Here is a 19,276-nt window from a genome sequence, read left to right on the forward strand (position 1 = left end):
GCACCCGATGCCGAACCCGACGAAGGTGGAGCCGGCCCGCGCACTCCTGCGGGCCGGCCTGAGCAACAGCGCCATCGCCCGCCAGCTGCGCATGGACAAGCACGACGTCGCCAAGCTGCGAGCCGAGATGGGCCTGGCGAACGTCCCGGCGCAGCCGCTGACCGTCGAACAGAAGTGGCGCCAGCGCGTGCGCGAGCTGCCCGGCGGCCACCTGGAGTGGACCGGCGAGCGGCAGCGCACCAGCGGAACCCCGGTGATGCGTCACTCCGGCCAGTGCTACACCGCGGCCCGTATCGCCTACCGGATCCAGCACGGCAGCGACCCGGCCGGCCACGCCGCACCGGGCTGCGGCCTCACGCACTGCGTCGCCCCCGGGCACATCGACGACACCGCCCGTCGTCAGCGCGACCGAGCCGCTCTGCGGATCGTCCTGGGCAGCCCGCAGCGCCCCAGCCGCTGCCGTCACGGCCACGACCAGGCCGAGCACGGCCGATTCGGCCCGGACGGCGTCGCGTACTGCGCCGCCTGCAAGACCGACCGCAGGAGCGCCAGCCCCAAGAACTGAAACCACCCGAACCCGTTTCCGCACATCCGTCAGGCCTGTTAGACCCAACAGGCCCAACCAGGAAGGACATGCGCCGATGCCCTACTCCCCCGACACCGGCGACCTGCTGCCGCCGATCGTGACGATCTGCGGCAGCACCCGCTTCTGGCAGCACATGGCCGAGGCCGCGCTCCAGGAGACCGCCGCCGGCCGCATGGTCCTGGCCCCCGGTGTCGACATGCGCCAGCAGAACCCGCTGTTGGACGACCCGGCCACCGCCGAGAAGCTCAAGGCCAGGCTCGACGCCCTGCACCTGGCCAAGATCGGCACCGCCGACGAGGTCCTGGTCGTCACCGACGACCAGCTCTACCTCGGCGAGTCGACCTGCCGGGAGGTGCTCTTCGCCGAGGCACTCGACGTCCCGGTCCGCTACTGGGTGGCCGGCCGCGGCCGGATCGGCGAGAGCACCCTTGGCCCCACCCGGGCCGAAGCGCAGTGGCAGACCACCTTCGGCCAGCTCTCCACGGTGGCGCCGACCGGCGCCGACCGAACCGACCTGCTCGCCCTCGCCGCCGCCGACCTGGCAGTCGCCGAGCACGGCTTCACCGCAACGCTCGCCGACCTGCAGCACGCCGCCCGCAACCGCCTCGGCGTTGGCGCCGACCTCCCGGCCGACCGGGCCCAGGCGGCACTCGCCACCCGCACCGAGGGCACCCCCACCACCGCCTTCCTGCTCCGCGAGAAGTAGCCGGCCCACTTTCCGCAGACCAGTCCCACCTGTCCGACCAACCCGCAAAGATGAGAGTCGGGGGCCGCCTGCCGGCGGCCCCCGACGACGTTCACGAAAGGCTCGCACTCATGGGCGATCCCACGACCACCATCCTGCTTCCCCAGATCGACAGCTGGCTCGACCCGTTCGCCGCCCTCGAGGAGCCGCTGCTCCTGCAGCTTCGACCGCTGCCCGACGTCGACCCGGACGAACAGTGGCAGCTTCCCGCGACGCTGTATGGCGACGCCGTCTACGAGGCCTGGTCGCGGATCGTGGACGCCATTCCGGCCGCGCTGCGCGAGCGGGCCTGGGCGAAGACGTACGACCCCCTGCCCGGCGAGCTCACCCTCCTCGCCCCCGACGGCCGGTACGAGCACGCCCCGCTCTACGCCGCCACGGTCGCCAAGACCGACATCGACCGGCTCGCGGGCCTCCTCGACCACCTCCGGCGCGCGGCTAAAGGCGACAGCGATACCGGCGACCTCGACGAGATCCTGCGGCTCACCGCCAGCCACCGCTCCGAGCACCAGCAGCAGGTGAGCGTCGAGGACGTCGTCCAGTCCGTCGCCGCGGTCCTCGCCGTTCTGCAGCAGCGGCCCGACGCCGACACCGAACTCCTCCTGGCCGTGGTCGAGCCCGCCGAGCCCGGCGCCCGCATCACCCTGACCGACGAGCAGGAAGCCGCCTACCAGCGCGTCATCGACCGCTTCATCGCCGCCACCGCCACTTCCAGGCACGACGCCGAAACCACCCGCTTCACCGTCTGAAGGGCCGCCCCGGATGAACCTCACGGAACTCGAGAAGCAGTTCCCGAACGACGTCGCCACGTGGCGCGAGGCCGGGATCGAGCTCTCCGACGACGCAGCCCACGGCATGGTCCGGGTGCTGCGCCAAGGCGAGCCGATCGGCATCGTCCGCGACAGCGACCGCTTCCCCGACCGATTCGAGTACTGCGCCCTGATCACCGACTCCTGGCCGGTGGCGTTCCCGGTCGGCTTCCTGCCGCCCGACCCGGTCAAGGCACTGGACGGCGAACGCGCACGCTGGCTGTCACCGCCGGCGCCGGGTCCCGGATGGATGGAGGACGCCGAATGACGAGCGCCCCGGCTACGGTGGCTGGCAGGAGGTACACCACCATGAGCGTCCAGCCCGTGCACCACCAGAGCGACCCGGAGCCCCGCGTCCCGCGCACCGCGGACGGCATCGCCGCTGTGCTCACCGGAGCCCGGAGGATGGAGTTCTACCGGGAGCTCGGGCAGGCCGAGATCGGCGAGGTCGAGGGCGTGCTGCTCCGCTGGTGGTGCGAGGCGATGCTCGACACCGACCCGGAGCAGGACCGGATCATCCAGGCGGCCCGCTCCGGGACCCTGCCGACCGGCACCATGGACGACGTCTTCCGGCGCCGCAGGGAGCGGGGCGGGGAGATGCCGGGTGAGTGACGAGGACGACCTGTGGCCGGTCGAGGCCTCCGAGGCGGTCCAGGCCGCACTCGAGGACCCGGCCCTGTCTGCGGAGCTGTTCAGCGCGGTGGTCGCCCTGACGGTCGCCATCGCCGAGGACCCCTGGCTGAAGGACAGCACCGCCCGCGACAGCGCCGGCGACTGGCGCCGACTGCCGATCCCCGGCGGCCGCGGCCTGGTCGAGTACGTCATCTCCGAGGCCGACCACATGGTGCGGCTGACGCGGATCATTCCGCTCTGAAACCAGACCCCGAAGCCCCCGGCAGACCCTGCCGGGGGCTTCGTGCTGGGCGACACCGCAGACGCCGACCACCGGCCTACGGGGCGGGGCTGTCCGTTTCCTGGGCCCGGTGGGCGAGCGTCCGTCAGGATGGGGTCATGACGCTACTGCTCGACGACATGGCGGCCCGGCGGGACGCCGCGGCCGCCGGCCCTGACGGCTGGCACGAGGCGTGGGAACGGTCGGTGGCGCTGCTGTCCCCCACCTGGCGGCGCGGCATGCCGGACGGGGCGAGCTGGTACTGGGACAACATCGTCCGGGTCGACGGGTGCGCCGCCCTCGCGATGGCCTACTACCTGATCGCCCGCGGGGCCGGCCGGCCGGTGGACTCCGTCGCCATCACCGAGGTGATCGCCCTGATCCACGGCCCTGGGCTGACCTGGCGCGACATCCCCGGCCGCTGGGAGGACGCGATGCGGAGCCTGGGCCACGACCCGGAGGACGCTGCGGACCCGGTCTCGGCCTGCTGGCAGGAACTACGGATCGACAACACCCCACCGCCGGACGCCCCCGACCACGTCCACATGGACACAACCCGGCGCTGGGGACCGCAGTTCCTGGAGGGCCTGAACCTCGTCCTCCGTCGCGATCTGGGCATCGCCTTCGTCTGACAGCCAGCCCGAGCACATGGTCGACCACCGCGGCGAGGCCGACGAGGACCTGGCCCGCCGACGCCTCCGGCCGACCCCTACGTCCGCGAGTCCGGCAGGATGGCCGGGTGACAGAACATCAGCAGCCCAGGCGCCAGCTGTGGACCGGACAGCGGACCGTCCCGGCGCCCGAGGGCAGCAGGCGCCGGGACGCCTGGAGCACTCCCCTCTTCGGCCCGCCGAACACCGCCGCAGACCGCGTACAGCCGGATCCTGGACCGCCAGCAGCCGCCCCTGGCCGAAGGACACTGGGACCGGGCTTCAACCGGGAAGACGGCCCCCACAACACGCCGGACCAGGATTGCGTCACCTAGCACGTGGCGATGACGAAACGCCGGGAAACGGGCACCTGCCCCCGTTGGCCCCGTTAGGTCCAATACCGTCGTGGGTGACCGCAACACCCGTCCGAGACGAGGAGACTCGCCCGTGCCGCCCGACCTGAGCGTCCTGACAGCCCTGCCCGTACAACGCCGGGAACCGCTGAAGGTCGTCAGTGCCTGGGACCTGACGATCCCCTACCAAGAGTTCCGGGCGCAGCACCTGATGCCGCCGGCCCTGGCTGCTCAGCTGCCCGACAGGCCCACCAGGCACCGGACGTACATCGTCGTCAACCAGAAGGGGGGCGCCGGCAAGACGACCACGACGATGGAGCTCGCCGCGGTCTGGACGGCGATGGGCTACACCGTCCGCGTCATCGACTCCGATCACCAGGCCTCGCTCTCCGGCTGGCTCCAGCCGCTCTACCCCGAGGACGTCGCGCCCAAGGACCGGCGCGAGCTCACCGACGTCTTCTACGGCCGGTGCTCCCTGGACGAGGCGACCTACTACACCCGGTACCAGAACCTCTACGTGGTCCCGTCCACGGAGGAGCTGGCCCTGGTCGACCTCGACCCCCGCGTCGGCAAGGACACCGCGCTGCGCAAGGCCATCGCCGCCAGCCAGGCCCCCATCGACATCACCATCATTGACGCGCCGCCGGCGCTCGGGAAGCTGTCCGTCAACGGACTCACGGCGGCGGATGAGGCGCTGGTGCCGCTCAAGGTCGGCGCCCTCGACGAGCGGGGCCTGGGCAAGCTGCACAGGACCATCCGGGCCGTCCAGGAGGAGACGAACCCGGGCCTCGTCGTCCGGGCGACCTTCCTGACGGCCTGGAAGCGCAGCGAGTACGCCCGCGAGGTGGCGGAGCGTGTGCGCGCCGACTACCCCGAGGCCGCCGTGTTCACGATCCGTGAGTCCGTCAAGGCCGCCGAGGCCCCCAAGCACTTCGAGCCGGTGCGGCTCTTCGAGCCGACCGGTACCACCGCCGCCGACTACGACCAGGCCGGCCGTATGCTGCTGCACCCCAAGGAGGACACCGCATGAGTGGAATGCCGTTCGGGAACAACGGCGGAGGCGTCCTGGGGAAGCTGATCGGCGGTCCGGGCGTCCCCGAGCAGAGCGGGAAGAAGGAGAAGATCCCGGCCTACATCGCCTCCGAGGACCTGGACCGGCTCCGCAACACCGTGGTTGCCCTGCAGCGTGACCCCAACGTGGACGAGCCGCCGGTGTCGCTGAGCGCCTTCGTCGCGGCCGCCGTGATGCTGGCCGTCGAAGAGGCGGAGGAGACCTACAACAAGGGCCGCCCCTTCCCCGCCCGGCCGAACCAGAAGCTCAAGACCGGGCCGCCGGTCGGCTGATCCCCACGTCAGACGCCATTGCCCCTGGTGGGTCCAACAGGCTCAACAGGCCTGTTGGACCCACCAGGGGCATCCCTGCCACCCCTTTCGTAGCCTGGGGCCATGAGTGACGAAACCGGTGCCGCGGACGACCTGGCGGAGGCGCTCCAGAAGTTCGCCGACGAGGCCGGCGACCCGGGCCAGCCGTCCATCTACGTCACCGTCGGAGACCCCCACGCGTTCGAGCAGCGCACCATCCAGCTCTCGGTGAACGTCGCCGACTGGCTGACCGAGCTCATCACCGGTGAGCTCCAGGACCTCGAGAACGCCAGGAACGGCAGGGCCACCGACGACACGGACGCCGCCTCCGACTGGTGGGGCTGACCCGGTCAGAACAAGGCCGGAGGTTCCTGGGCCTCGTCCTTCGGGAGCCTGTCCCACCCGGCGCCGGCGCGGTCCACGGCGGCACGCATCAGGTCCCCGACGGTGAGGATCCGGGCCCGGAGCATCTCCCGTTCCTCCATCGCCTCGGCGGTGGCCACCGGTCGGCCTGCGGCGGCCACCAGCGCGAGGGGCCCGGGTACCCCGGACCGCTCGGCCCGCCGCAGGAACGCGCCGGGGCCTTCCCCCCATCGCCGCTCCCACGCCTCCAGCTGCTCGTAGGCCTCGGCGCTCTTCCAGTACGCGGCCCGCCGGACCGTGGCGGCCAGGGCCGGGTCGAGCTTCACCGGCAACCGGGCCTCGAAGCCGCCGTCGCCGTCCCGCCGGCCGTGACGACTCGGGCTGGTCCCCAGTCGCCGGCCCGGAGCGTTGAGCGCACCGGCCGGAGGCTCCGGCCAGTCCCGGTACAGGCCGCGGGCCTCCAGCACTTCGCGCAGCGCCTGGGCCACGACCAGGTCGCGGGTGCCGAGCAGCTCCCCGGCCGCCCGCGCCTCGGCGTGCTGCTGGCGGATCAGTCGCAGCTGCTCGGATTTCTCCCGCCTGGACAGGCCGAGGTCGTCCAGCCGCGCCCGGGCCGCGCTCAGCCAGGCGCGATCCCGCTCCCGCTCCGCCTCGGCCCGCTTCTCCAGCAGGGCGAGCGGTTCCGGGTCCAGTGCCACCACGATCAGCGCCCCATCACTCATGCGGCCTGATCTAACTAGATATCCGGTAATGATCACCAATAGAACGCCCCGATTCCACCCCGCTGGGTGTGCGCCGTTTTCCGAACCGCCGCAAAGCCTCAAAGGCTGTTGACCCTGTTAGGTCCAACAGGGTCAACAGCCTTTGACCTGGCCACTGATGGCCTGGTCCCAGGCCCAGATAGGCGAGCGACCACCGTCCCATATGGCACGGTGGTCGCCTACCAACGTCACGAGGTGACCGCGGGCCACTGGGCCGTGCTGAAGGTCAGCGGGGCAGCGGCCCTCTGCCCTACCGCTGCGCCTTGACCACCAGCCAGGGCACCAGCAGCACGGCAGTGCCGATGAGGACTGCGGTCAGGCGGGGCATCCCCGTGTAGATCAGCCCGGCGACCAGTGCGCTGGCGGCGGTGCTGGCGAGCCAGCGGAACGGGATGACAAGGCCACCGGGCGGCGACGCCGGCGGCTGGATGTGGGGCAGGCGGATGGGGCCGTGCTGTCCGTCGTGTGTCACCATGGTGTGCTCCCATTTGCGCGGTTGACTTGTCCGTTATTCCAGGCAAAAGGGCAGCTCAGCAAAGGGCCGTCCTGCGAAGACGGCCCTTTTGCATACCCTCTGCCAGGGATTGCGGACCAGCATATCCGTCTTCGGGAGCTCTCGCGGACGTCGCTGGAAGGGGTTCGCGAGAGAGTCTGTAGGAAACCCTATAGAGCGGGCGCTTAGCCGACCTGACACCGGTGCACACCAGGTCAGAGGCATCTTGGCGGCTAGAGTCGGCCCGCTACTTTTACGCGCGGCGTGACCTGCGGAATCGTCATAGTAGAACTCGTTGCAATTCCTCCGTAATGCATTATCCATGGTGGCCTTTTTCCTGTCAGGTAGGGCGGCCTCCTCTCATCAAGTCCGACAAAGTTCATCTTTCCGAGCTCTAAAAGATCTTGGCATGGCCTGTCGCGCATGAAACGCCCGTGCGACAGGCCGCATGACTGTGCGGGCGTCAGGGCAAGGTCGGCTCCGCTCCTGCTGCAGCAGAGCCCCCGGGTGGAAGGTATATCTAGCTAGATATGACGGAAGAAAGCTCTGATGCAGAAGCCCGTCGCGGTGGTCGCGGTTGTGTGGCGCCCCTCGCCCTCTCCCCTTCCGCTCAGGCTCCTGTGGGATCCGGCTGCAGGTGGGCCGAAAGGCGTCTCCCAGCGACTTTCAGGCTCCGGCTCGCTGAAGAGGAACGGTCCACGAGTATCCGGACTGTGTCCGGGAGCCTCCCAGGGCTCGGCCGCCGGCGCTGACACTGCTCGCGCAAGCCGAGCCCGCCCGTCACGCCTTGCGCCGGCTTCCTGCCGGTACTGGTCGGCCCGTTCCGTCTCACGGGCTCTGTCGTGACAAAACGGGGCCCCATGCGCCTACTCCTCTGGCTGCTCAGCTGGAGCGGACGGCGGTGTCACAGGTGGGACAGATCCAGCCTGCCCAGCGGGGCGGGTACCAGCGCCCGGTCGACTGCCAGTGCTCGACGAGCATCGCGGCTGTGTCCCGCCCGCACGCTGTGGTCGGCCCGGGGTCGCCGGGCACATCCGGGTCGCTCGGCGCGGCGTGAACCTGGCGGACCGCCGAGGCTTCGACGGGCTCCTCGCTCGCCTGGATGATGTGGGCGTCCGTTCGTTCCATCAGCTCCAGCAGCACGATGACCGGCATGGATCCACGGTGCGCTCCCCAACCGGCCGCCGCGACCGCGGGCACCCCGTGCTGCAGCTGTCCGGACCAGCACATCGGACAGCTGCAGCACGATCCACCGCTGTCCTGGACCGCACGGAGCGGCGGGACCAGGCGGACAATCGGACGTCCGTACGATGCGAGGGTGAGCGAGAACGAGGACGACACCACGCAGACGGAGCTGGAGAGGCTGGCCAGCGAGGCGGTGGACACCCAGCGGCGGTGGTTCGACGCCGAGGCCGCGTGGACGCAGGACTCAACCAACCGCGAGCGGTACGAGGCTTTCATCGCCGTCGGTCTGCAGCTACACAACCACCCTTACTGGGCTGCGGCCGGCGGCAACCGCTACGAGGTGCAGAAGGCAGTTCGCGAGAAAGCCGCGCCCGCCAGCGACGCGTAGCGCCCGCGAGATGGTCCGCCCGGCGACGAGCACCTGGAACAGGTGCCCTGTTCGGGCCTCCTGCGGGATGTCGTCTCAGTGGCCTGCCGTGTCGGCCAGCCGGGCGCATTCGGCGCCGACCGGCCCGGGGTAGCCGCACCCTGGACGTATGGCCTCCCGAGGATCAGCGCGGGTCCGGCTGTCGCACATCGAGCCGATGCTGGCGACGGCCGGGCACCTGCCGTCCGGCCCCGGCTGGGCCGCGGAGGTGAAATGGGACGGCGCGCGCGCCATCGCCTACGTGCCGGAGGCCGCGCCAGTTCGGCTGGTCGGGCGCCACGGCGCCGACTACACCGAGCGGTTCCCCGAGGTGGCCGAGACGCTGACCGAGCTCCGCGGGCCCCTGGTCCTCGACGGAGAGCTGGTGGTAATGCGCAACGGCGTCCCGTCGTTCACCGCGCTGCAGGGCCGCATCCACCGCACGCGCCCGGAGACGGTACGGGCAGGAGCGTCGGCTACGCCTGCCGTGTTCGTCGCCTTCGACCTGCTACACACCGGGGAACGGTCTTTGCTCGCTGAGCCGTATTGGCAGCGGCGCGCACTGCTGGAGGGCCTCGAACTGGAGCGACCGCGCCTGCGCGTACCACCGACCTGGGACTCGGTGAGCGAGGCCTACGGGTGGACCCGGGAGCACCAGTTGGAGGGCGTCATCGCCAAGCGCGCGGACTCCCCCTACCGACCGGGCACACGGTCCCGGGACTGGCTCAAGATCAAGCACCTGCGGACGGCGGACGTCGTGATCGGCGGCTGGCTGCCCGGCGGCCCCAGCGGCGGGACGGTGCGGGCCGTCCTGGTGGGCGTCCCCGTCGAGCCCGGCCGACTGCTGTTCGTCGGTTCGGTCGGCTCCGGCTTCTCCGGGCCGGAGCAGCGCGCCCTGGCGGCCATGCTGCGTCGCATCGCCTCGCCAGTGTCCCCGTTCACCATCGGCGGCGGCCTGGGGCTGCCGCGCGGCACCGAGATCCGATTCACACGGCCGGACCTGCACGCCGAGGTGGAGTTCCTCGAGCTCACCGACGCCGGTCGACTCCGACAGCCGGTGTGGCGGGGCCTGCGTGGTTAAGGAGTTTGGGGCTCGCAGCGTCGGCATGTCCATCAGATTCCTCAGCGGTGAGCAGCACCACGGCTTTGGCACAGCTCACCGTCCTGGCTGGCGCGCCGCCGGCCCATGTCAGGGCAGGGTTCGCAGCAGCTCGCGGACCGTACCCAGGAGGGCCTCAGTGTCCCCACCGTCGATCGGACCGACGGGAACGCAGTCGGGGGCCGGGTCGGCGTAGGTACCGTCCGGACCGATCCGGCCGGCCACGAGCGTCGCCCTGCGGTACGGGGCGTCGATGCCGATCCACAGGCCGGAGGGCAGATGGGTGATTCGCCGCTGGTAGTGCAGGTGCCCCATCTGCACCGTCGCGTCCTGCCACCCGAGGCCCTGGATGATCCGTTCGGCGATTTCCCCTGCCTGTGACACCTGCATGCCGGGCACCCCCTCCGTAGACATGCGGCTGAGCGTAGCCCGGGCTGACGCGCGGCCTCCAGAAGTCCGCCGCCACGGTGGCCGGGATGTCAGCAGCGGGTGCAGGGCTCGAAGAGGCCGCAGGTCTGGCCGTGTTCGTGAAGGCCGTCTGGGGCGTGGCAGTCGGTGCCGAGGCTGCACTCCTGGGTGCCGTCGTCGTGGTCGGTCTCCACGCCGGGGCAGACCTGGAGCCGGTCGTGAGCCTCGTTGTGGAAGTGCGCGCACCAGCCGCAGGCCTGCTCGGGCAGCGCGTCGTCGTACCGGTCGGCGTAGACGCAGAACTGCAGCGCCTCGGGAACATGTAGGACGGCCCGCTCGCCGGGACAGCCGGCACGGCACTCGGTGGCGCCGTCCTCGTGGATCAGCAGCGGACCACCACAGGCTGGCCCGTCCTGATTGGTGCGGCTGAGCGCGATGAAGTGCGTCATCAGCCCGCCGACCGTGTCCCGGACCGGCTCCGGCAGCTGGGCCCACAGCTCGGGCCGCTTCACGACGTCGCCGACGCTGCTGAACCGGTCGCGCTCGGGAAGCCGCAGCCGTGGCCGGGGCATCTCTCCGCGCAGCCTCCTGAGCCTGGCCTGTCCCATGGTGCTGCCCTCCGGTCCCGACGACGTCGCGGTCGACCGGTGAACGATCCGGCGTGGCCCTGGTGACCCTGGCGCGCCCGTGTGGGTGAACGCCCCTCTACCAGCGCATAACGTGAATTATGCGTTAGCGTTGCTGGCATGATCCAGCCTCAGCAGCTGCCCGCCCTGCGCCCCTCCGCGACGCTGTCGCGGCCGACCGCAACGGTCGGCGAGGAGATCCTGAACTTCCTGCGCGCCGAACTCGGCACCGTGCGGCTCGGCCGCAAGCGCACGGACCCGGTCCGCTGGCGGATCGAGCTCATGGCGGAGCTGTGCGACCGCGAGACCTTCCAGGCCGTCATGTCCTGGCTCTCCTCCGGCAAGCGCCAATCCCAGAACACCCGCCGGGCGTACTGCGACGACATCCGGTTCTGGGCCGGCTTCGCCGCCGAGCTCGGCATCGCCCCCTTCTCCCTGGGCTGCCTGAGCTACGAGGACGTCACCGCCTGGCGGCTGCTGCAGGAGGCCCGCGGCGGCTCCGACCGCTCGGTGGCCCGCCGGCTGTCCTCCCTGTCCTCGCTGCACGCCTACGCCGCCCGGCGGGGCATCGCCTGCACCAACCCGGTCGACTCCGAGGACCACCGGCCCACCATCGACCGGCACGACACCTCCACCGCCACCCCCGTACTGGAGGTCGACGAGCTGCAGGCCGTGGTGGAGGCCAGCGACGACGAGCGCGACGCCCTGGTCGTCACCCAGCTCTACACCCTCGCCGGCCGGGTCACCGAGATGTGCGCCCTGGACGTCGACAAGCGGATCGTGCGCGGGCGCCGGGCCTTCCTCGACCTCAACCGCAAGGGCTCCAAGGACCGCCTGCTGCCGCTGTCCCCGACCGTCGACGAACTCCTGGAGCTCCACGTCGGCGAGCGCACCAGCGGCCCGCTGCTCCTCGACGCATCCGGCGGACGCCTTGACCGGCACGACGTCGACCGGATGCTCACCCGGCTCGGCAAGCGCGCCGGCGTCCTGCCCGGCCGCGACCTCACCCCGCACGTCCTGCGCGCCAGCCGGATCACCCACATGATCGACGCGAAGGAGCCACTGGCCGAGATCCAGGCCTTCGCCGACCACGCCGACCCGGCCACCACGATCGGCTACTTCACCCGCCGCAAGGCCGGCGAACGCAACGCGCGCCTCGTCGACGACACCGAGGCCCTCTTCACCCAGATCACCGCCCGCTGGATCCGCCACTGAAGGCCTGTTGGACCCGTTAGGCCCAACAGACCTTCAGTGCGTCGGCACACAGCTCAACCCGGACTACCTGGCCGGCCCGAGCGCAGAGGAGGCCGGCCCAGACGCAGCCACGATTGCGCGGTGGAGGTGGGTCAGGCCTGCTCGGCTGTGCGCTGGGAGCTCAGGGCGGCGCGGCGCTCGGCCTCCTGGAGGTGGTGCAGGGCGGCCCGCTTGGGATCGGTCTCGACCTCGCGCCAGCGGTAGGCGTTGAAGCCAGGCTCATCAGACCACTGCTGGGCCGCGCTCACCAGCTCGCTCCAGGCGCTCCTGAGCCCGTGGACCCGGCTCAACCACAGGGGGGAGTCCGGCTCGACGCCAGCGGCCAGCTGCTCCAGGTACCACTCGGCCGAGCCCACGGCGGAGCTCGCGAGGGCTTCGAGTGCGCGCAGCGCACGCGTCATGGGATCGGCGTCGGGAGTCTGGATCAGCAGAGCGTCGATCCGCTGGTACAGGAACGCCCTGAGCGACTCCACGTCAGCGGCGGTGATGTCCACCGCGTAGTGGAGGATCTCTGCGGGCGGGGTGCTGGTCTCGGTCACGCGGGTCCCCTCGGTGTCAGGCGGCCGGTCGGACGAGCCGTCACGCCTGGTTTGATCGGATGTACAAAGTCTTATCCGAGGTGACAGCCATCACATGAGGGTTCCCAAGATTTTTTGCCGGTCCGGGCGTCCTCCTGAGCCGAGAAGTAGGAGAACCTCACCAGAGACCGGAGGAGCGAGTGATGGCCACATTCCAACCCTGTGTACGCGCGTCATGGGCCGCGGTTCTGCAGCAACCGGCCAATCGCTGGGCGGACCGTGCTGTCCCGTGCCATCCGTCGGTCGGGATCGAGATGCGCTTCACGTTCGATCACGTTGTTCTAGCGGCCATGCTCCTGGGCGAGTACCCCGACCGCTGGCTCGAAGATCCGGCAGTCGTCCTGAGCGTGACATGGGACCGATCCCACTTCGACGTTGAGGCGTTCGATGACTCCGGTCTCAAGTGGGGGTTCCGCTGCTTCCCGGTGGCCGAAGCAACCCCCCGTCACGTGCTGCTGGCCGCGCTCACAGCACGCTGGGCCGCCATCGAGGGCGACCAGGCCGGCGTCGACCGCTTCGCCCGCAATGTGCTCGGCGTCGCGCGGCCCGAGCTGTGCCGCGATGGCCTGGTCGACGCCCTTCTCGGCGACTGGGTGAACCGGCTCGGGACCTACCTCACCGACCCGGAGCTGCTGCGGATCCTGCACGATTACACTGCGCGCGAACGCCGCCGGTGGCTGCCGCTGTGGGAAAGGAAGAGCGGCGGCGGTCGGATCCGGCTGACCGGCGCCGCCGTTGCCAACGGCCTCACCCTGGACGACGTCCTCACCGACCACCGCAGCGCCGAGGACTACGCCCTCTACGGCGAGTTGGACGACGACCGACTCTCTGCGGTGCTGCGCGGCCTCGACCCCGACGAGGCCAGGGTCGCCGCCCGGTACGCGGAGGGCACCGGCAGCTGGGCCGAAGCCGCGCTCGGGGCCGGCCTTCGGGAGGCGTACGGCGACCGAGTCCGGCGCAAGCTCAAGCGCCTCGGCAACCGTCACACCCAGCGCGCACTTGCCGCAGCGATGGTGACCCGATGAGCCGCCTGCCCACTCCGGAGGGAGAGCGCGGCCTGCTGGTTCGCGTGCCCACCGCGCCGACCTGCACTGCCATGGCCGGCACCGGATCGGTCGGCGGCGCCCTGCTGACCGGCACGGTCCCGCCCGACTCCCCGCTGGTGTGGCCGCTCGTCGTCCTCGCCCTCGGTTCCATGGCCTACGACCTCGGAGTCCGAGCCCTCCGACGCCAACGCGGATGACACCGCGATGCCGACGCTCCCAGACGGCGGACCGCGCGCCACCACCCCGGCCAGCCCACCGTCCCCGGCGTCGGTTCGGCCGTTGCTGGTCCCTGTTGCCGTTTCAGCCACCGCGACGTGGTCGATGACGGCGAGGGGGCTGGGCGGTCAGACCAGCTGGACCCAACAAGCGGCGGCCGCGCGTATCGTCATGCGCGGCCGCCGCTGTGCGTCTGCCCGGTATCAGTCCACTGCGGAGGCGGTGCCGGGGCGCTGGTCCTCGAAGAAGTCGAGCTTCTGTCCGAAGAGCTCCTCGGCCTCGCCCGCCCCCGGTGGGAGCAATGCTCAAGACCTGTGGATCGCTTCCGGGAGGAACGCGGAGGGCGTACCTTCCCGAGTGATCCCGTGACGGTCATCGAGTAGGCCGACGTTGCAGCGTCGGTCGGGAAGGCACGCCCGTGCTCACGGTAGTCAATGTCGACGGTTCGACGCGAGACGGCTCCCTGCTGGACGAAATCGTCCGTGAGGGCGCCAGGCGGATGTTGGCCGCCGCACTGGAGGCCGAAGTCAACTCCTACATCGCCGAGTTGGCCCACGAGAAGGACGAGAACGGACGCCGCCTGGTAGTCCGCAACGGCTACCACCAGCCCCGGAAGGTCACCACCGCTGCCGGCGTGATCGATGTCAAGGCCCTGCGGGTGAACGACAAGCGCGTGGATGAGCTGGCCTTCTACGGCTACCCCGCCGAGCACTGGATCCACCTGCGGACCACCAACCCGATCGAGTCGACCTTCGCCACCGTCCGCCTCCGCACGAAGGTCACCAAGGGCGCTGGCTCCCGCGCCGCCGCACTCGCCATGGTCTTCAAGCTCGTCGAGTCCGCCCAGGCCCGCTGGCGAGCCGTCAACGGTGCCCACCTCGTCCCGCTCGTCCGCGCCGGAGCCCGCTTCGAACGCGGCCAGCTCGTCGAACGCCCCAAGGCCGTGGCCGCGTGAACCGGCCCGCGATCCTGATCGACATCGGCGGCGTCCTCATCCCGGACCACCTCACCACAGCCGCTGCCGAGTGGAGCACCCGACTCGGGATTACCCAACGTGCTTTCCTCGCCGCGCTCTTCGGCGGAAACGATGACAAGGTCCTCATCGGCCGCACCAGCGAGGAGGCCTGGTGGCACATCGTCCGAGACCGGCTCGGCGTTGGCTCCGACCTGATCGACGCGATCCGATGCGATCTGGCGTCCAGGGAGAGCTGGGACTACGCCCTCGTCGAGGGCCTGCGCAGCCTCCGCGGCTCGGCGAAGACCGCCATAGTCAGCAACACCTGGCCACAGATGCGCACCAGAATGGCAAATGCTGGCCTCCTCGACATGGTCGATGCCATCGTCTTGTCGTGTGAAGTCGGGTACGCCAAGCCCGACCCCCGCATCTATGCTGCGGCCCTCCAACGGGTCGGCGCCCGTCCCGCAGAGACCCTCTTCATCGACGACACTCCAGGGCACGTCGCCACCGCAAGGTCACTCGGCATGACCGGTCACGTGCACACAAGCACCGGGGACACCATTGCCCGGATCCAGGAGTTCCTGCAGTCGCCGGGCTGAGACCGGCCCGCCGGCATCACCAACCAAGCACCATCCACAACTCTTGACAATTACTCCCGGCCGCCTCCTGGTCCTCGAAGACGGCTGGGCTGACCGCGACACCGCCACCCCGGGACCGGCCGCCGGCCCCGACCCGACCTGGTCCGCCGTCCCGGCCGACAACTGGCTGACGATCCGCCGTCCCGGCGGCCTGACCTGGTTCGACGGCGAGATCGCCGCCACCCGCGAGTGGCGCCGAGCGGTTCGCGAGCACCGCACCCTGCTGCTGATCACCGGACCGTTCACCAGCGTCTTCGACTTCCAGCCCGCCGCCGCAGCCGGCCAGCTGTTCCTCCTCACGACGCCGATCCGGCTCGCCAGCGGCTTACGGCAGATCGGTGCGACCTAGCCAGTCCGGCTTCACCGGTACCCCATCGGGGTAATGCTCCTCGGGCGGTGAGGCGGGCGGCATCGTGTCCGCAGGCTCCGGCTTGGCTGTGTGTGTGTCCGTCGGCTTCGCCGGTGCGGCGGTGTCCTCCATCAGCTCCGCAATCGTGAACCGGGTGCCCAAGGACCGCGCGAAATAATCGACGACCATCAGGAAGTCGTCGCCGTTCCGGAAGAGCCGGCGGCGCTTCCGCTGCTTGGGATGATGAGCCAGGAAGCGTCGAGCATGCCTCTCAAGCTCCGCCAGAGCCTCTTCGCGCGTGCCCTCCACATACGCCAACACGCATGTCTCCGTGGTGCAGCCCCCTGAGCTTGGATCGGTTTTCTCGCGGATCAGTCCCCAGGTCGCCATCGTCACCCCTTCCCGCTGAAGCAAGTAGAGATTCACAGTAGTCAACTACGAGCGTCCCCACGGATGGTCGGCGGTTTCTAGGAGGCTCTGCCCACCGGCTTCTCCACGAATTTCGGCACCCCCGCTGACCTGCACTGGGGAGTTTCGCCTCCACGGCCGGTTAGTTTCGCCCGGGAGAGCTGGGGAGTTCCGGGCACCGGCCGGTGAGACCCGGCTGTTGGTACGGCCGGCGGGCTCTGGGTGTTCACCCGGCCCAGCCTCCTCGGTCGGCGGCGCTAGCCACGGACCCACGCCCGAGATGCCGCCTGTTCGATTCCTGGCCCTGACGAACGCTTCGCACACCTTCAGAAACAGGTACTGAGGCCTTTCCGCGTGCCTGCCGGGTCGGTGAATGACACGGTCCACGACCATCGTTGGCCTTCCGACAGCTCCTGGTCCTCCGGGATTTTGCCGGTCCAGCCCCCGAGGAACTCGGCGTGCGGGCCGATCATGGTGCGGTCCCACTTCACGTCGCCGAACCAGGGGGCTACTTGGCCTGCGGGGTCACGACCGAGACCAGGGCAGGCGCCAGCACGCCGGCCAGCGCGATGGCGGGAAGGGCAGCGACGCCCGGGGGAACCCCGAACTTGGACGCCGCCCAGATTCCCGCCAGGGCGAACGCCGCCACCACCAGGGCGGGCACGACGATGCGGACCAGGGACTGGAGCCAGAGCAGGATCAGGGCGGCGTGGTCCCGTACCGGCTGGAGCTCCTTGAGCTCCTCTTCTGGGAGTAGGGCGCCGACGCGTCCGGCGACGTAGTTGTCCGCGACCTCCACCAAGAGGCGGGCGATCTCGCGCGCGGCGCCTTCGGCGTCCGTGTCGAAGCCGGCTTCCGCCTTCCTCAGCCGGGCGGCGACGAGCCTGGCGTGCTTTCGCAGCTGCGGCCAGCGGTGGGAGCGCCAGGGCACCGTCTTCCGCCGGCGGTACATCTTGAGGATCTCCTGCTCGACGTAGCGCAGTTCGTTCGACACCTTGGTGAGGAGCTCGGGACGGGTCCGGGGGCTGGCGGCCAGCACGGCCGCGCAGGAGTTCAGCACGTTCCCGATGTCACGGACCGGCGTGAACCGGCTGGCGATGCCGAGCCACCCGACGCTGCTGCTGCTGACCATCAGACTGCCGCAGACCACGAAGAGAACCGGGAGGGCAACGAGTACGACGACGACTCTCATGGCCGGGAGGGCCGGCGGGAAGGTCAGCCGGGTGAGCCGCAACGCTCCTCTGACCGCGGCGAAGAGGATGATCAGGGTGAGCGCGCAGCGGAGCAGGTTCCTCCCGAACTTGCGCCAGCCGTAGGCGTATTCCCACAAGGCCCGCCGCATGGCGTTCGGTACCGGCTCGGTGAGCCCGATGACCTGGAACGACCGTCCCAGTTCCTCGGTGCGCTCGCACGCCGACCTATGCGCCTTGTGCCGCGTGCGGTTGCTGAGCCGGTAGTTGGCCCGCATCAGCCAGTCGATCACCGTTTCCCCCCACTAACCTGATGACCTTTCAGAGAGTGCCACGGCGCCCGCTTCGAGGTCCTGGCCTTCGGATAACTGGCTGGGCGGTGAAGGCGATGCACGGGTCAGGGGGGGTGTTCACCCGGGCACCGCCTTCCTGCGGCCGGCAGGTATCCAGGCCAACGATCGGCTTTGGGGTCGGTCACTCGGGGCAACGGCGCGGCTTGCGGCGTCTTGGTGGACAGGATCCGCCGGCCAGAGCGCCCGAAGGGGCGGAGTGACGGCGGAGCACGTTGCCCTCTGGCCCTCACCCCGGCAGGGCGGGGGACCGGGAATCCGGCTTATCTAGCTAGATAGAAGCGCAAAGGGAGGAGGCCCGGCACCCAAAGGGGTGCCGGGCCAATGCCGCGGGCTGTTGTGTCAGACCGCGGCGATGAGGGCGGCGGCGGTGTCCCACCCGTGGTGCCACGCCTGGTCGAGCAGGTAGCCGGCCTGAGGGTCACGCTGGAGCCACCCGCGGCTGCCGACGGCGAGCCGGACGACGCTGCGCGGCCGCTCGTCCCGCCAGTGACCACCCTGCCGCTCGGCGGCGTAGTGACTGGCCGCCGAGAGGGTGAGCGCGGCGGCCACCGGGGCGGGCCGCAGCCGCATACCGAGCAGCTGGGCGCCGCCCAGCAACACGGCGGCCTGGATGGGCGGCGCACGCCTTGCGGCCGGCCGCTCCAGTCTGGCCGTTTGTGGTGGCCTGGTGATCGCTCTGGAGGTGGTCTCCGACGGCGTGGGCGGCGTACAAGGCGATGAAGACGGCGGCGAAGAGGGCGGCGGTCGCGGGCATGGCGGTGCCTTCCTTGTGGCGGGTGTGGGTTGAGAGGAGGCCCGGGGCGGCCGTCCCGGGTGCTGCTGCTCGGGCGGTTGGTTACAGCTGCTCCGGGTCCAGGGTGAAGTGGAGGACGGAGGCGTTTCGGGTCTCCGGGCGCTGCTGGGTGATGGCGTTTCGGATCGCCTCGCGCGTGGCGGTGCGGGTGTCGCCGGGGCGGACCTTGTGGGTGCCCCCGAGAGTGAGGACGTCGTTGCCGTGCCCGGACAGCGAGGGGTACTGGAGGGTGATCTCCCAGCTGTAGGTGACCGGCTCGGGGTCGGCGACGGCCTCGCCGGTGGCGGTGCGGTCGACGACATCGCGGTCGATGTCGCGGTGGACGACCTGGACGGTGAGGCCGAGCTCGGTGAGTGCGGTGGCAAGTTCCAGGGCCACCGAACCGGCCCGGTGGAGGCCGCCGGCGCATCCCGAGGCGACCTTCACCTGGTGCTGTGCGGCGCTGGGGCCGGTGCGGTAGGCGAGGACGGCGGCGGTGGTCGCGGCGACCAGCTCGGGGATGCCAGCCGTGTTGCGCACGGCCTCGCGGACCTCCTCGTCGTGGGCGGTGAGGTAGCGCAGGCCGGGGGTGACGTGCGGGTCGCGGAAGTGCCGGCGGAGGTCGAGGGTGATGTCCTGGTCGGCCGGCGGGGCGTCGTGCAGGTAGCCGAAAGAGGTGATCACGACGTCCGGGGTGTTCGCGGTCTCGGAGGTCTTCGACATGGCGGTTCCTTCCGTGGCTTTGTCCGGTCCGGTTGGCCCGACACCTTTTAGAA

28 protein-coding genes are annotated in these 19,276 nt (G+C 70.4%); 18 read left to right on the forward strand and 10 right to left on the reverse strand.

Going from position 1 to position 19,276, the window contains the following annotated elements; translation table 11 throughout:
* Positions 1-7 precede the first annotated feature (7 nt).
* The 10 genes from O1G21_RS41090 to O1G21_RS41135 all read left to right on the forward strand — a co-directional run bounded on the left by O1G21_RS41090 (position 8) and on the right by O1G21_RS41135 (position 5,742).
* Entirely contained in the window at positions 8-565 is a 558-nt protein-coding gene (locus O1G21_RS41090; RefSeq protein ID WP_270151956.1) for a hypothetical protein, read from the forward strand.
* Positions 566-641: 76 nt separating this feature from the next.
* Complete coding sequence (locus tag O1G21_RS41095) at positions 642-1,292, forward strand: hypothetical protein (RefSeq protein ID WP_270151958.1); 651 nt, start codon at positions 642-644, stop codon at positions 1,290-1,292.
* A 110-nt stretch (positions 1,293-1,402) separates the two neighbouring features.
* Positions 1,403-2,080: a hypothetical protein gene (locus O1G21_RS41100; protein ID WP_270151960.1), complete on the forward strand. Its 678-nt coding sequence runs from the start codon at positions 1,403-1,405 to the stop codon at positions 2,078-2,080.
* A 13-nt stretch (positions 2,081-2,093) separates the two neighbouring features.
* The gene (locus tag O1G21_RS41105) at positions 2,094-2,408 is read left to right on the forward strand and encodes a hypothetical protein (RefSeq protein WP_270151961.1); all 315 of its coding nucleotides are present in this window, start codon (positions 2,094-2,096) and stop codon (positions 2,406-2,408) included.
* Between the two features lie 41 nt (positions 2,409-2,449).
* Entirely contained in the window at positions 2,450-2,752 is a 303-nt protein-coding gene (locus O1G21_RS41110; protein WP_270151963.1) for a hypothetical protein, read from the forward strand.
* The gene (locus tag O1G21_RS41115) at positions 2,745-3,014 is read left to right on the forward strand and encodes a hypothetical protein (RefSeq protein ID WP_270151965.1); all 270 of its coding nucleotides are present in this window, start codon (positions 2,745-2,747) and stop codon (positions 3,012-3,014) included. Before O1G21_RS41110 ends, O1G21_RS41115 begins: the two co-directional genes overlap by 8 nt.
* 137 nt (positions 3,015-3,151) lie before the next feature.
* Positions 3,152-3,664 carry a hypothetical protein gene (locus O1G21_RS41120; protein WP_270151966.1) on the forward strand — a complete coding sequence of 171 codons (513 nt, stop codon included), beginning with the start codon at positions 3,152-3,154 and terminating at the stop codon, positions 3,662-3,664.
* Positions 3,665-4,129: 465 nt separating this feature from the next.
* Complete coding sequence (locus O1G21_RS41125) at positions 4,130-5,065, forward strand: ParA family protein (protein ID WP_270151968.1); 936 nt, start codon at positions 4,130-4,132, stop codon at positions 5,063-5,065.
* The gene (locus O1G21_RS41130) at positions 5,062-5,379 is read left to right on the forward strand and encodes a hypothetical protein (RefSeq protein WP_270151970.1); all 318 of its coding nucleotides are present in this window, start codon (positions 5,062-5,064) and stop codon (positions 5,377-5,379) included. The genes O1G21_RS41125 and O1G21_RS41130 overlap by 4 nt, the downstream gene beginning before the upstream one ends.
* A gap of 102 nt (positions 5,380-5,481) precedes the next feature.
* Entirely contained in the window at positions 5,482-5,742 is a 261-nt protein-coding gene (locus O1G21_RS41135) for a hypothetical protein (RefSeq protein ID WP_270151972.1), read from the forward strand.
* Between the two features lie 5 nt (positions 5,743-5,747).
* Here the strand turns inward: O1G21_RS41135 and O1G21_RS41140 are convergent, their stop codons facing one another.
* The 3 genes from O1G21_RS41140 to O1G21_RS41150 form a co-directional block, all read right to left on the reverse strand.
* Positions 5,748-6,482, reverse strand: a complete 735-nt coding sequence (locus tag O1G21_RS41140; protein ID WP_270151973.1) for a hypothetical protein — start codon at positions 6,480-6,482, stop codon at positions 5,748-5,750.
* A gap of 289 nt (positions 6,483-6,771) precedes the next feature.
* A complete protein-coding gene (locus tag O1G21_RS41145) occupies positions 6,772-6,996 on the reverse strand; it encodes a hypothetical protein (protein ID WP_270151974.1) in 225 nt (74 codons plus the stop codon).
* 900 nt (positions 6,997-7,896) lie between these two features.
* Positions 7,897-8,169 (reverse strand): hypothetical protein, encoded by a 273-nt coding sequence (locus tag O1G21_RS41150; protein ID WP_270151976.1) that lies wholly within the window; start codon positions 8,167-8,169, stop codon positions 7,897-7,899.
* A gap of 163 nt (positions 8,170-8,332) precedes the next feature.
* Between O1G21_RS41150 and O1G21_RS41155 the strand changes: the two genes are divergently transcribed.
* Together O1G21_RS41155 and O1G21_RS41160 are read left to right on the forward strand one after the other, a co-directional pair.
* Positions 8,333-8,587 (forward strand): hypothetical protein, encoded by a 255-nt coding sequence (locus O1G21_RS41155; RefSeq protein WP_270151978.1) that lies wholly within the window; start codon positions 8,333-8,335, stop codon positions 8,585-8,587.
* Positions 8,588-8,735: 148 nt separating this feature from the next.
* On the forward strand, positions 8,736-9,686 hold the full coding sequence (locus O1G21_RS41160) for an ATP-dependent DNA ligase (RefSeq protein WP_270151892.1): 951 nt from the start codon (positions 8,736-8,738) through the stop codon (positions 9,684-9,686).
* 108 nt (positions 9,687-9,794) lie between these two features.
* On the opposite strand, the gene O1G21_RS41165 is transcribed toward O1G21_RS41160, so the two are convergent.
* Both O1G21_RS41165 and O1G21_RS41170 read right to left on the reverse strand, forming a co-directional pair.
* Positions 9,795-10,118 carry a hypothetical protein gene (locus O1G21_RS41165; RefSeq protein WP_270151894.1) on the reverse strand — a complete coding sequence of 108 codons (324 nt, stop codon included), beginning with the start codon at positions 10,116-10,118 and terminating at the stop codon, positions 9,795-9,797.
* A 65-nt stretch (positions 10,119-10,183) separates the two neighbouring features.
* A complete protein-coding gene (locus O1G21_RS41170; protein WP_270151896.1) occupies positions 10,184-10,684 on the reverse strand; it encodes a hypothetical protein in 501 nt (166 codons plus the stop codon).
* Between the two features lie 174 nt (positions 10,685-10,858).
* Between O1G21_RS41170 and O1G21_RS41175 the strand changes: the two genes are divergently transcribed.
* Positions 10,859-11,953 carry a tyrosine-type recombinase/integrase gene (locus O1G21_RS41175; RefSeq protein ID WP_270151898.1) on the forward strand — a complete coding sequence of 365 codons (1,095 nt, stop codon included), beginning with the start codon at positions 10,859-10,861 and terminating at the stop codon, positions 11,951-11,953.
* Between the two features lie 131 nt (positions 11,954-12,084).
* Here the strand turns inward: O1G21_RS41175 and O1G21_RS41180 are convergent, their stop codons facing one another.
* Positions 12,085-12,531 (reverse strand): hypothetical protein, encoded by a 447-nt coding sequence (locus O1G21_RS41180; RefSeq protein ID WP_270151899.1) that lies wholly within the window; start codon positions 12,529-12,531, stop codon positions 12,085-12,087.
* 182 nt (positions 12,532-12,713) lie between these two features.
* Between O1G21_RS41180 and O1G21_RS41185 the strand changes: the two genes are divergently transcribed.
* From O1G21_RS41185 to O1G21_RS41205, 5 genes are all read left to right on the forward strand, one after another.
* Positions 12,714-13,595: a hypothetical protein gene (locus tag O1G21_RS41185; RefSeq protein ID WP_270151901.1), complete on the forward strand. Its 882-nt coding sequence runs from the start codon at positions 12,714-12,716 to the stop codon at positions 13,593-13,595.
* Positions 13,592-13,813 carry a hypothetical protein gene (locus O1G21_RS41190; RefSeq protein ID WP_270151903.1) on the forward strand — a complete coding sequence of 74 codons (222 nt, stop codon included), beginning with the start codon at positions 13,592-13,594 and terminating at the stop codon, positions 13,811-13,813. Before O1G21_RS41185 ends, O1G21_RS41190 begins: the two co-directional genes overlap by 4 nt.
* Positions 13,814-14,250: 437 nt before the next feature.
* Positions 14,251-14,787, forward strand: coding sequence for a transposase (locus tag O1G21_RS41195; protein ID WP_270151904.1), 537 nt, complete (start codon positions 14,251-14,253; stop codon positions 14,785-14,787).
* On the forward strand, positions 14,784-15,389 hold the full coding sequence (locus O1G21_RS41200) for an HAD family hydrolase (protein ID WP_270151905.1): 606 nt from the start codon (positions 14,784-14,786) through the stop codon (positions 15,387-15,389). Before O1G21_RS41195 ends, O1G21_RS41200 begins: the two co-directional genes overlap by 4 nt.
* 43 nt (positions 15,390-15,432) lie before the next feature.
* Positions 15,433-15,777: a hypothetical protein gene (locus O1G21_RS41205; protein WP_270151907.1), complete on the forward strand. Its 345-nt coding sequence runs from the start codon at positions 15,433-15,435 to the stop codon at positions 15,775-15,777.
* On the opposite strand, the gene O1G21_RS41210 is transcribed toward O1G21_RS41205, so the two are convergent.
* From O1G21_RS41210 to O1G21_RS41560, 4 genes are all read right to left on the reverse strand, one after another.
* The gene (locus O1G21_RS41210) at positions 15,754-16,167 is read right to left on the reverse strand and encodes a hypothetical protein (protein WP_270151909.1); all 414 of its coding nucleotides are present in this window, start codon (positions 16,165-16,167) and stop codon (positions 15,754-15,756) included. The genes O1G21_RS41205 and O1G21_RS41210 overlap by 24 nt on opposite strands.
* Before the next feature lie 526 nt (positions 16,168-16,693).
* Positions 16,694-17,668: a hypothetical protein gene (locus O1G21_RS41215; protein ID WP_270151911.1), complete on the reverse strand. Its 975-nt coding sequence runs from the start codon at positions 17,666-17,668 to the stop codon at positions 16,694-16,696.
* Positions 17,669-18,067: 399 nt separating this feature from the next.
* Entirely contained in the window at positions 18,068-18,328 is a 261-nt protein-coding gene (locus tag O1G21_RS41220; RefSeq protein ID WP_270151912.1) for a hypothetical protein, read from the reverse strand.
* Positions 18,329-18,563: 235 nt separating this feature from the next.
* Positions 18,564-19,223, reverse strand: coding sequence for a RapZ C-terminal domain-containing protein (locus O1G21_RS41560; RefSeq protein WP_333493578.1), 660 nt, complete (start codon positions 19,221-19,223; stop codon positions 18,564-18,566).
* Between the last annotated feature and the right edge of the window lie 53 nt (positions 19,224-19,276).

Source organism: Kitasatospora cathayae (assembly GCF_027627435.1).
Lineage (GTDB): Bacteria > Actinomycetota > Actinomycetes > Streptomycetales > Streptomycetaceae > Kitasatospora > Kitasatospora cathayae.

Bases quoted from the DNA above. Each gene is read 5' to 3' on its own strand.
- O1G21_RS41090 (WP_270151956.1), top strand. From the start codon at position 8: ATGCCGAACCCGACGAAGGTGGAGCCGGCCCGCGCACTCCTGCGGGCC.
- O1G21_RS41095 (WP_270151958.1), top strand. From the start codon at position 642: ATGCCCTACTCCCCCGACACCGGCGACCTGCTGCCGCCGATCGTGACG.
- O1G21_RS41100 (WP_270151960.1), top strand. From the start codon at position 1,403: ATGGGCGATCCCACGACCACCATCCTGCTTCCCCAGATCGACAGCTGG.
- O1G21_RS41105 (WP_270151961.1), top strand. From the start codon at position 2,094: ATGAACCTCACGGAACTCGAGAAGCAGTTCCCGAACGACGTCGCCACG.
- O1G21_RS41110 (WP_270151963.1), top strand. From the start codon at position 2,450: ATGAGCGTCCAGCCCGTGCACCACCAGAGCGACCCGGAGCCCCGCGTC.
- O1G21_RS41120 (WP_270151966.1), top strand. From the start codon at position 3,152: ATGACGCTACTGCTCGACGACATGGCGGCCCGGCGGGACGCCGCGGCC.
- O1G21_RS41130 (WP_270151970.1), top strand. From the start codon at position 5,062: ATGAGTGGAATGCCGTTCGGGAACAACGGCGGAGGCGTCCTGGGGAAG.
- O1G21_RS41135 (WP_270151972.1), top strand. From the start codon at position 5,482: ATGAGTGACGAAACCGGTGCCGCGGACGACCTGGCGGAGGCGCTCCAG.
- O1G21_RS41140 (WP_270151973.1), bottom strand. From the start codon at position 6,482: ATGAGTGATGGGGCGCTGATCGTGGTGGCACTGGACCCGGAACCGCTC.
- O1G21_RS41145 (WP_270151974.1), bottom strand. From the start codon at position 6,996: ATGGTGACACACGACGGACAGCACGGCCCCATCCGCCTGCCCCACATC.
- O1G21_RS41150 (WP_270151976.1), bottom strand. From the start codon at position 8,169: ATGCCGGTCATCGTGCTGCTGGAGCTGATGGAACGAACGGACGCCCAC.
- O1G21_RS41160 (WP_270151892.1), top strand. From the start codon at position 8,736: ATGGCCTCCCGAGGATCAGCGCGGGTCCGGCTGTCGCACATCGAGCCG.
- O1G21_RS41165 (WP_270151894.1), bottom strand. From the start codon at position 10,118: ATGTCTACGGAGGGGGTGCCCGGCATGCAGGTGTCACAGGCAGGGGAA.
- O1G21_RS41170 (WP_270151896.1), bottom strand. From the start codon at position 10,684: ATGCCCCGGCCACGGCTGCGGCTTCCCGAGCGCGACCGGTTCAGCAGC.
- O1G21_RS41175 (WP_270151898.1), top strand. From the start codon at position 10,859: ATGATCCAGCCTCAGCAGCTGCCCGCCCTGCGCCCCTCCGCGACGCTG.
- O1G21_RS41185 (WP_270151901.1), top strand. From the start codon at position 12,714: ATGGCCACATTCCAACCCTGTGTACGCGCGTCATGGGCCGCGGTTCTG.
- O1G21_RS41190 (WP_270151903.1), top strand. From the start codon at position 13,592: ATGAGCCGCCTGCCCACTCCGGAGGGAGAGCGCGGCCTGCTGGTTCGC.
- O1G21_RS41210 (WP_270151909.1), bottom strand. From the start codon at position 16,167: ATGGCGACCTGGGGACTGATCCGCGAGAAAACCGATCCAAGCTCAGGG.
- O1G21_RS41560 (WP_333493578.1), bottom strand. From the start codon at position 19,223: ATGTCGAAGACCTCCGAGACCGCGAACACCCCGGACGTCGTGATCACC.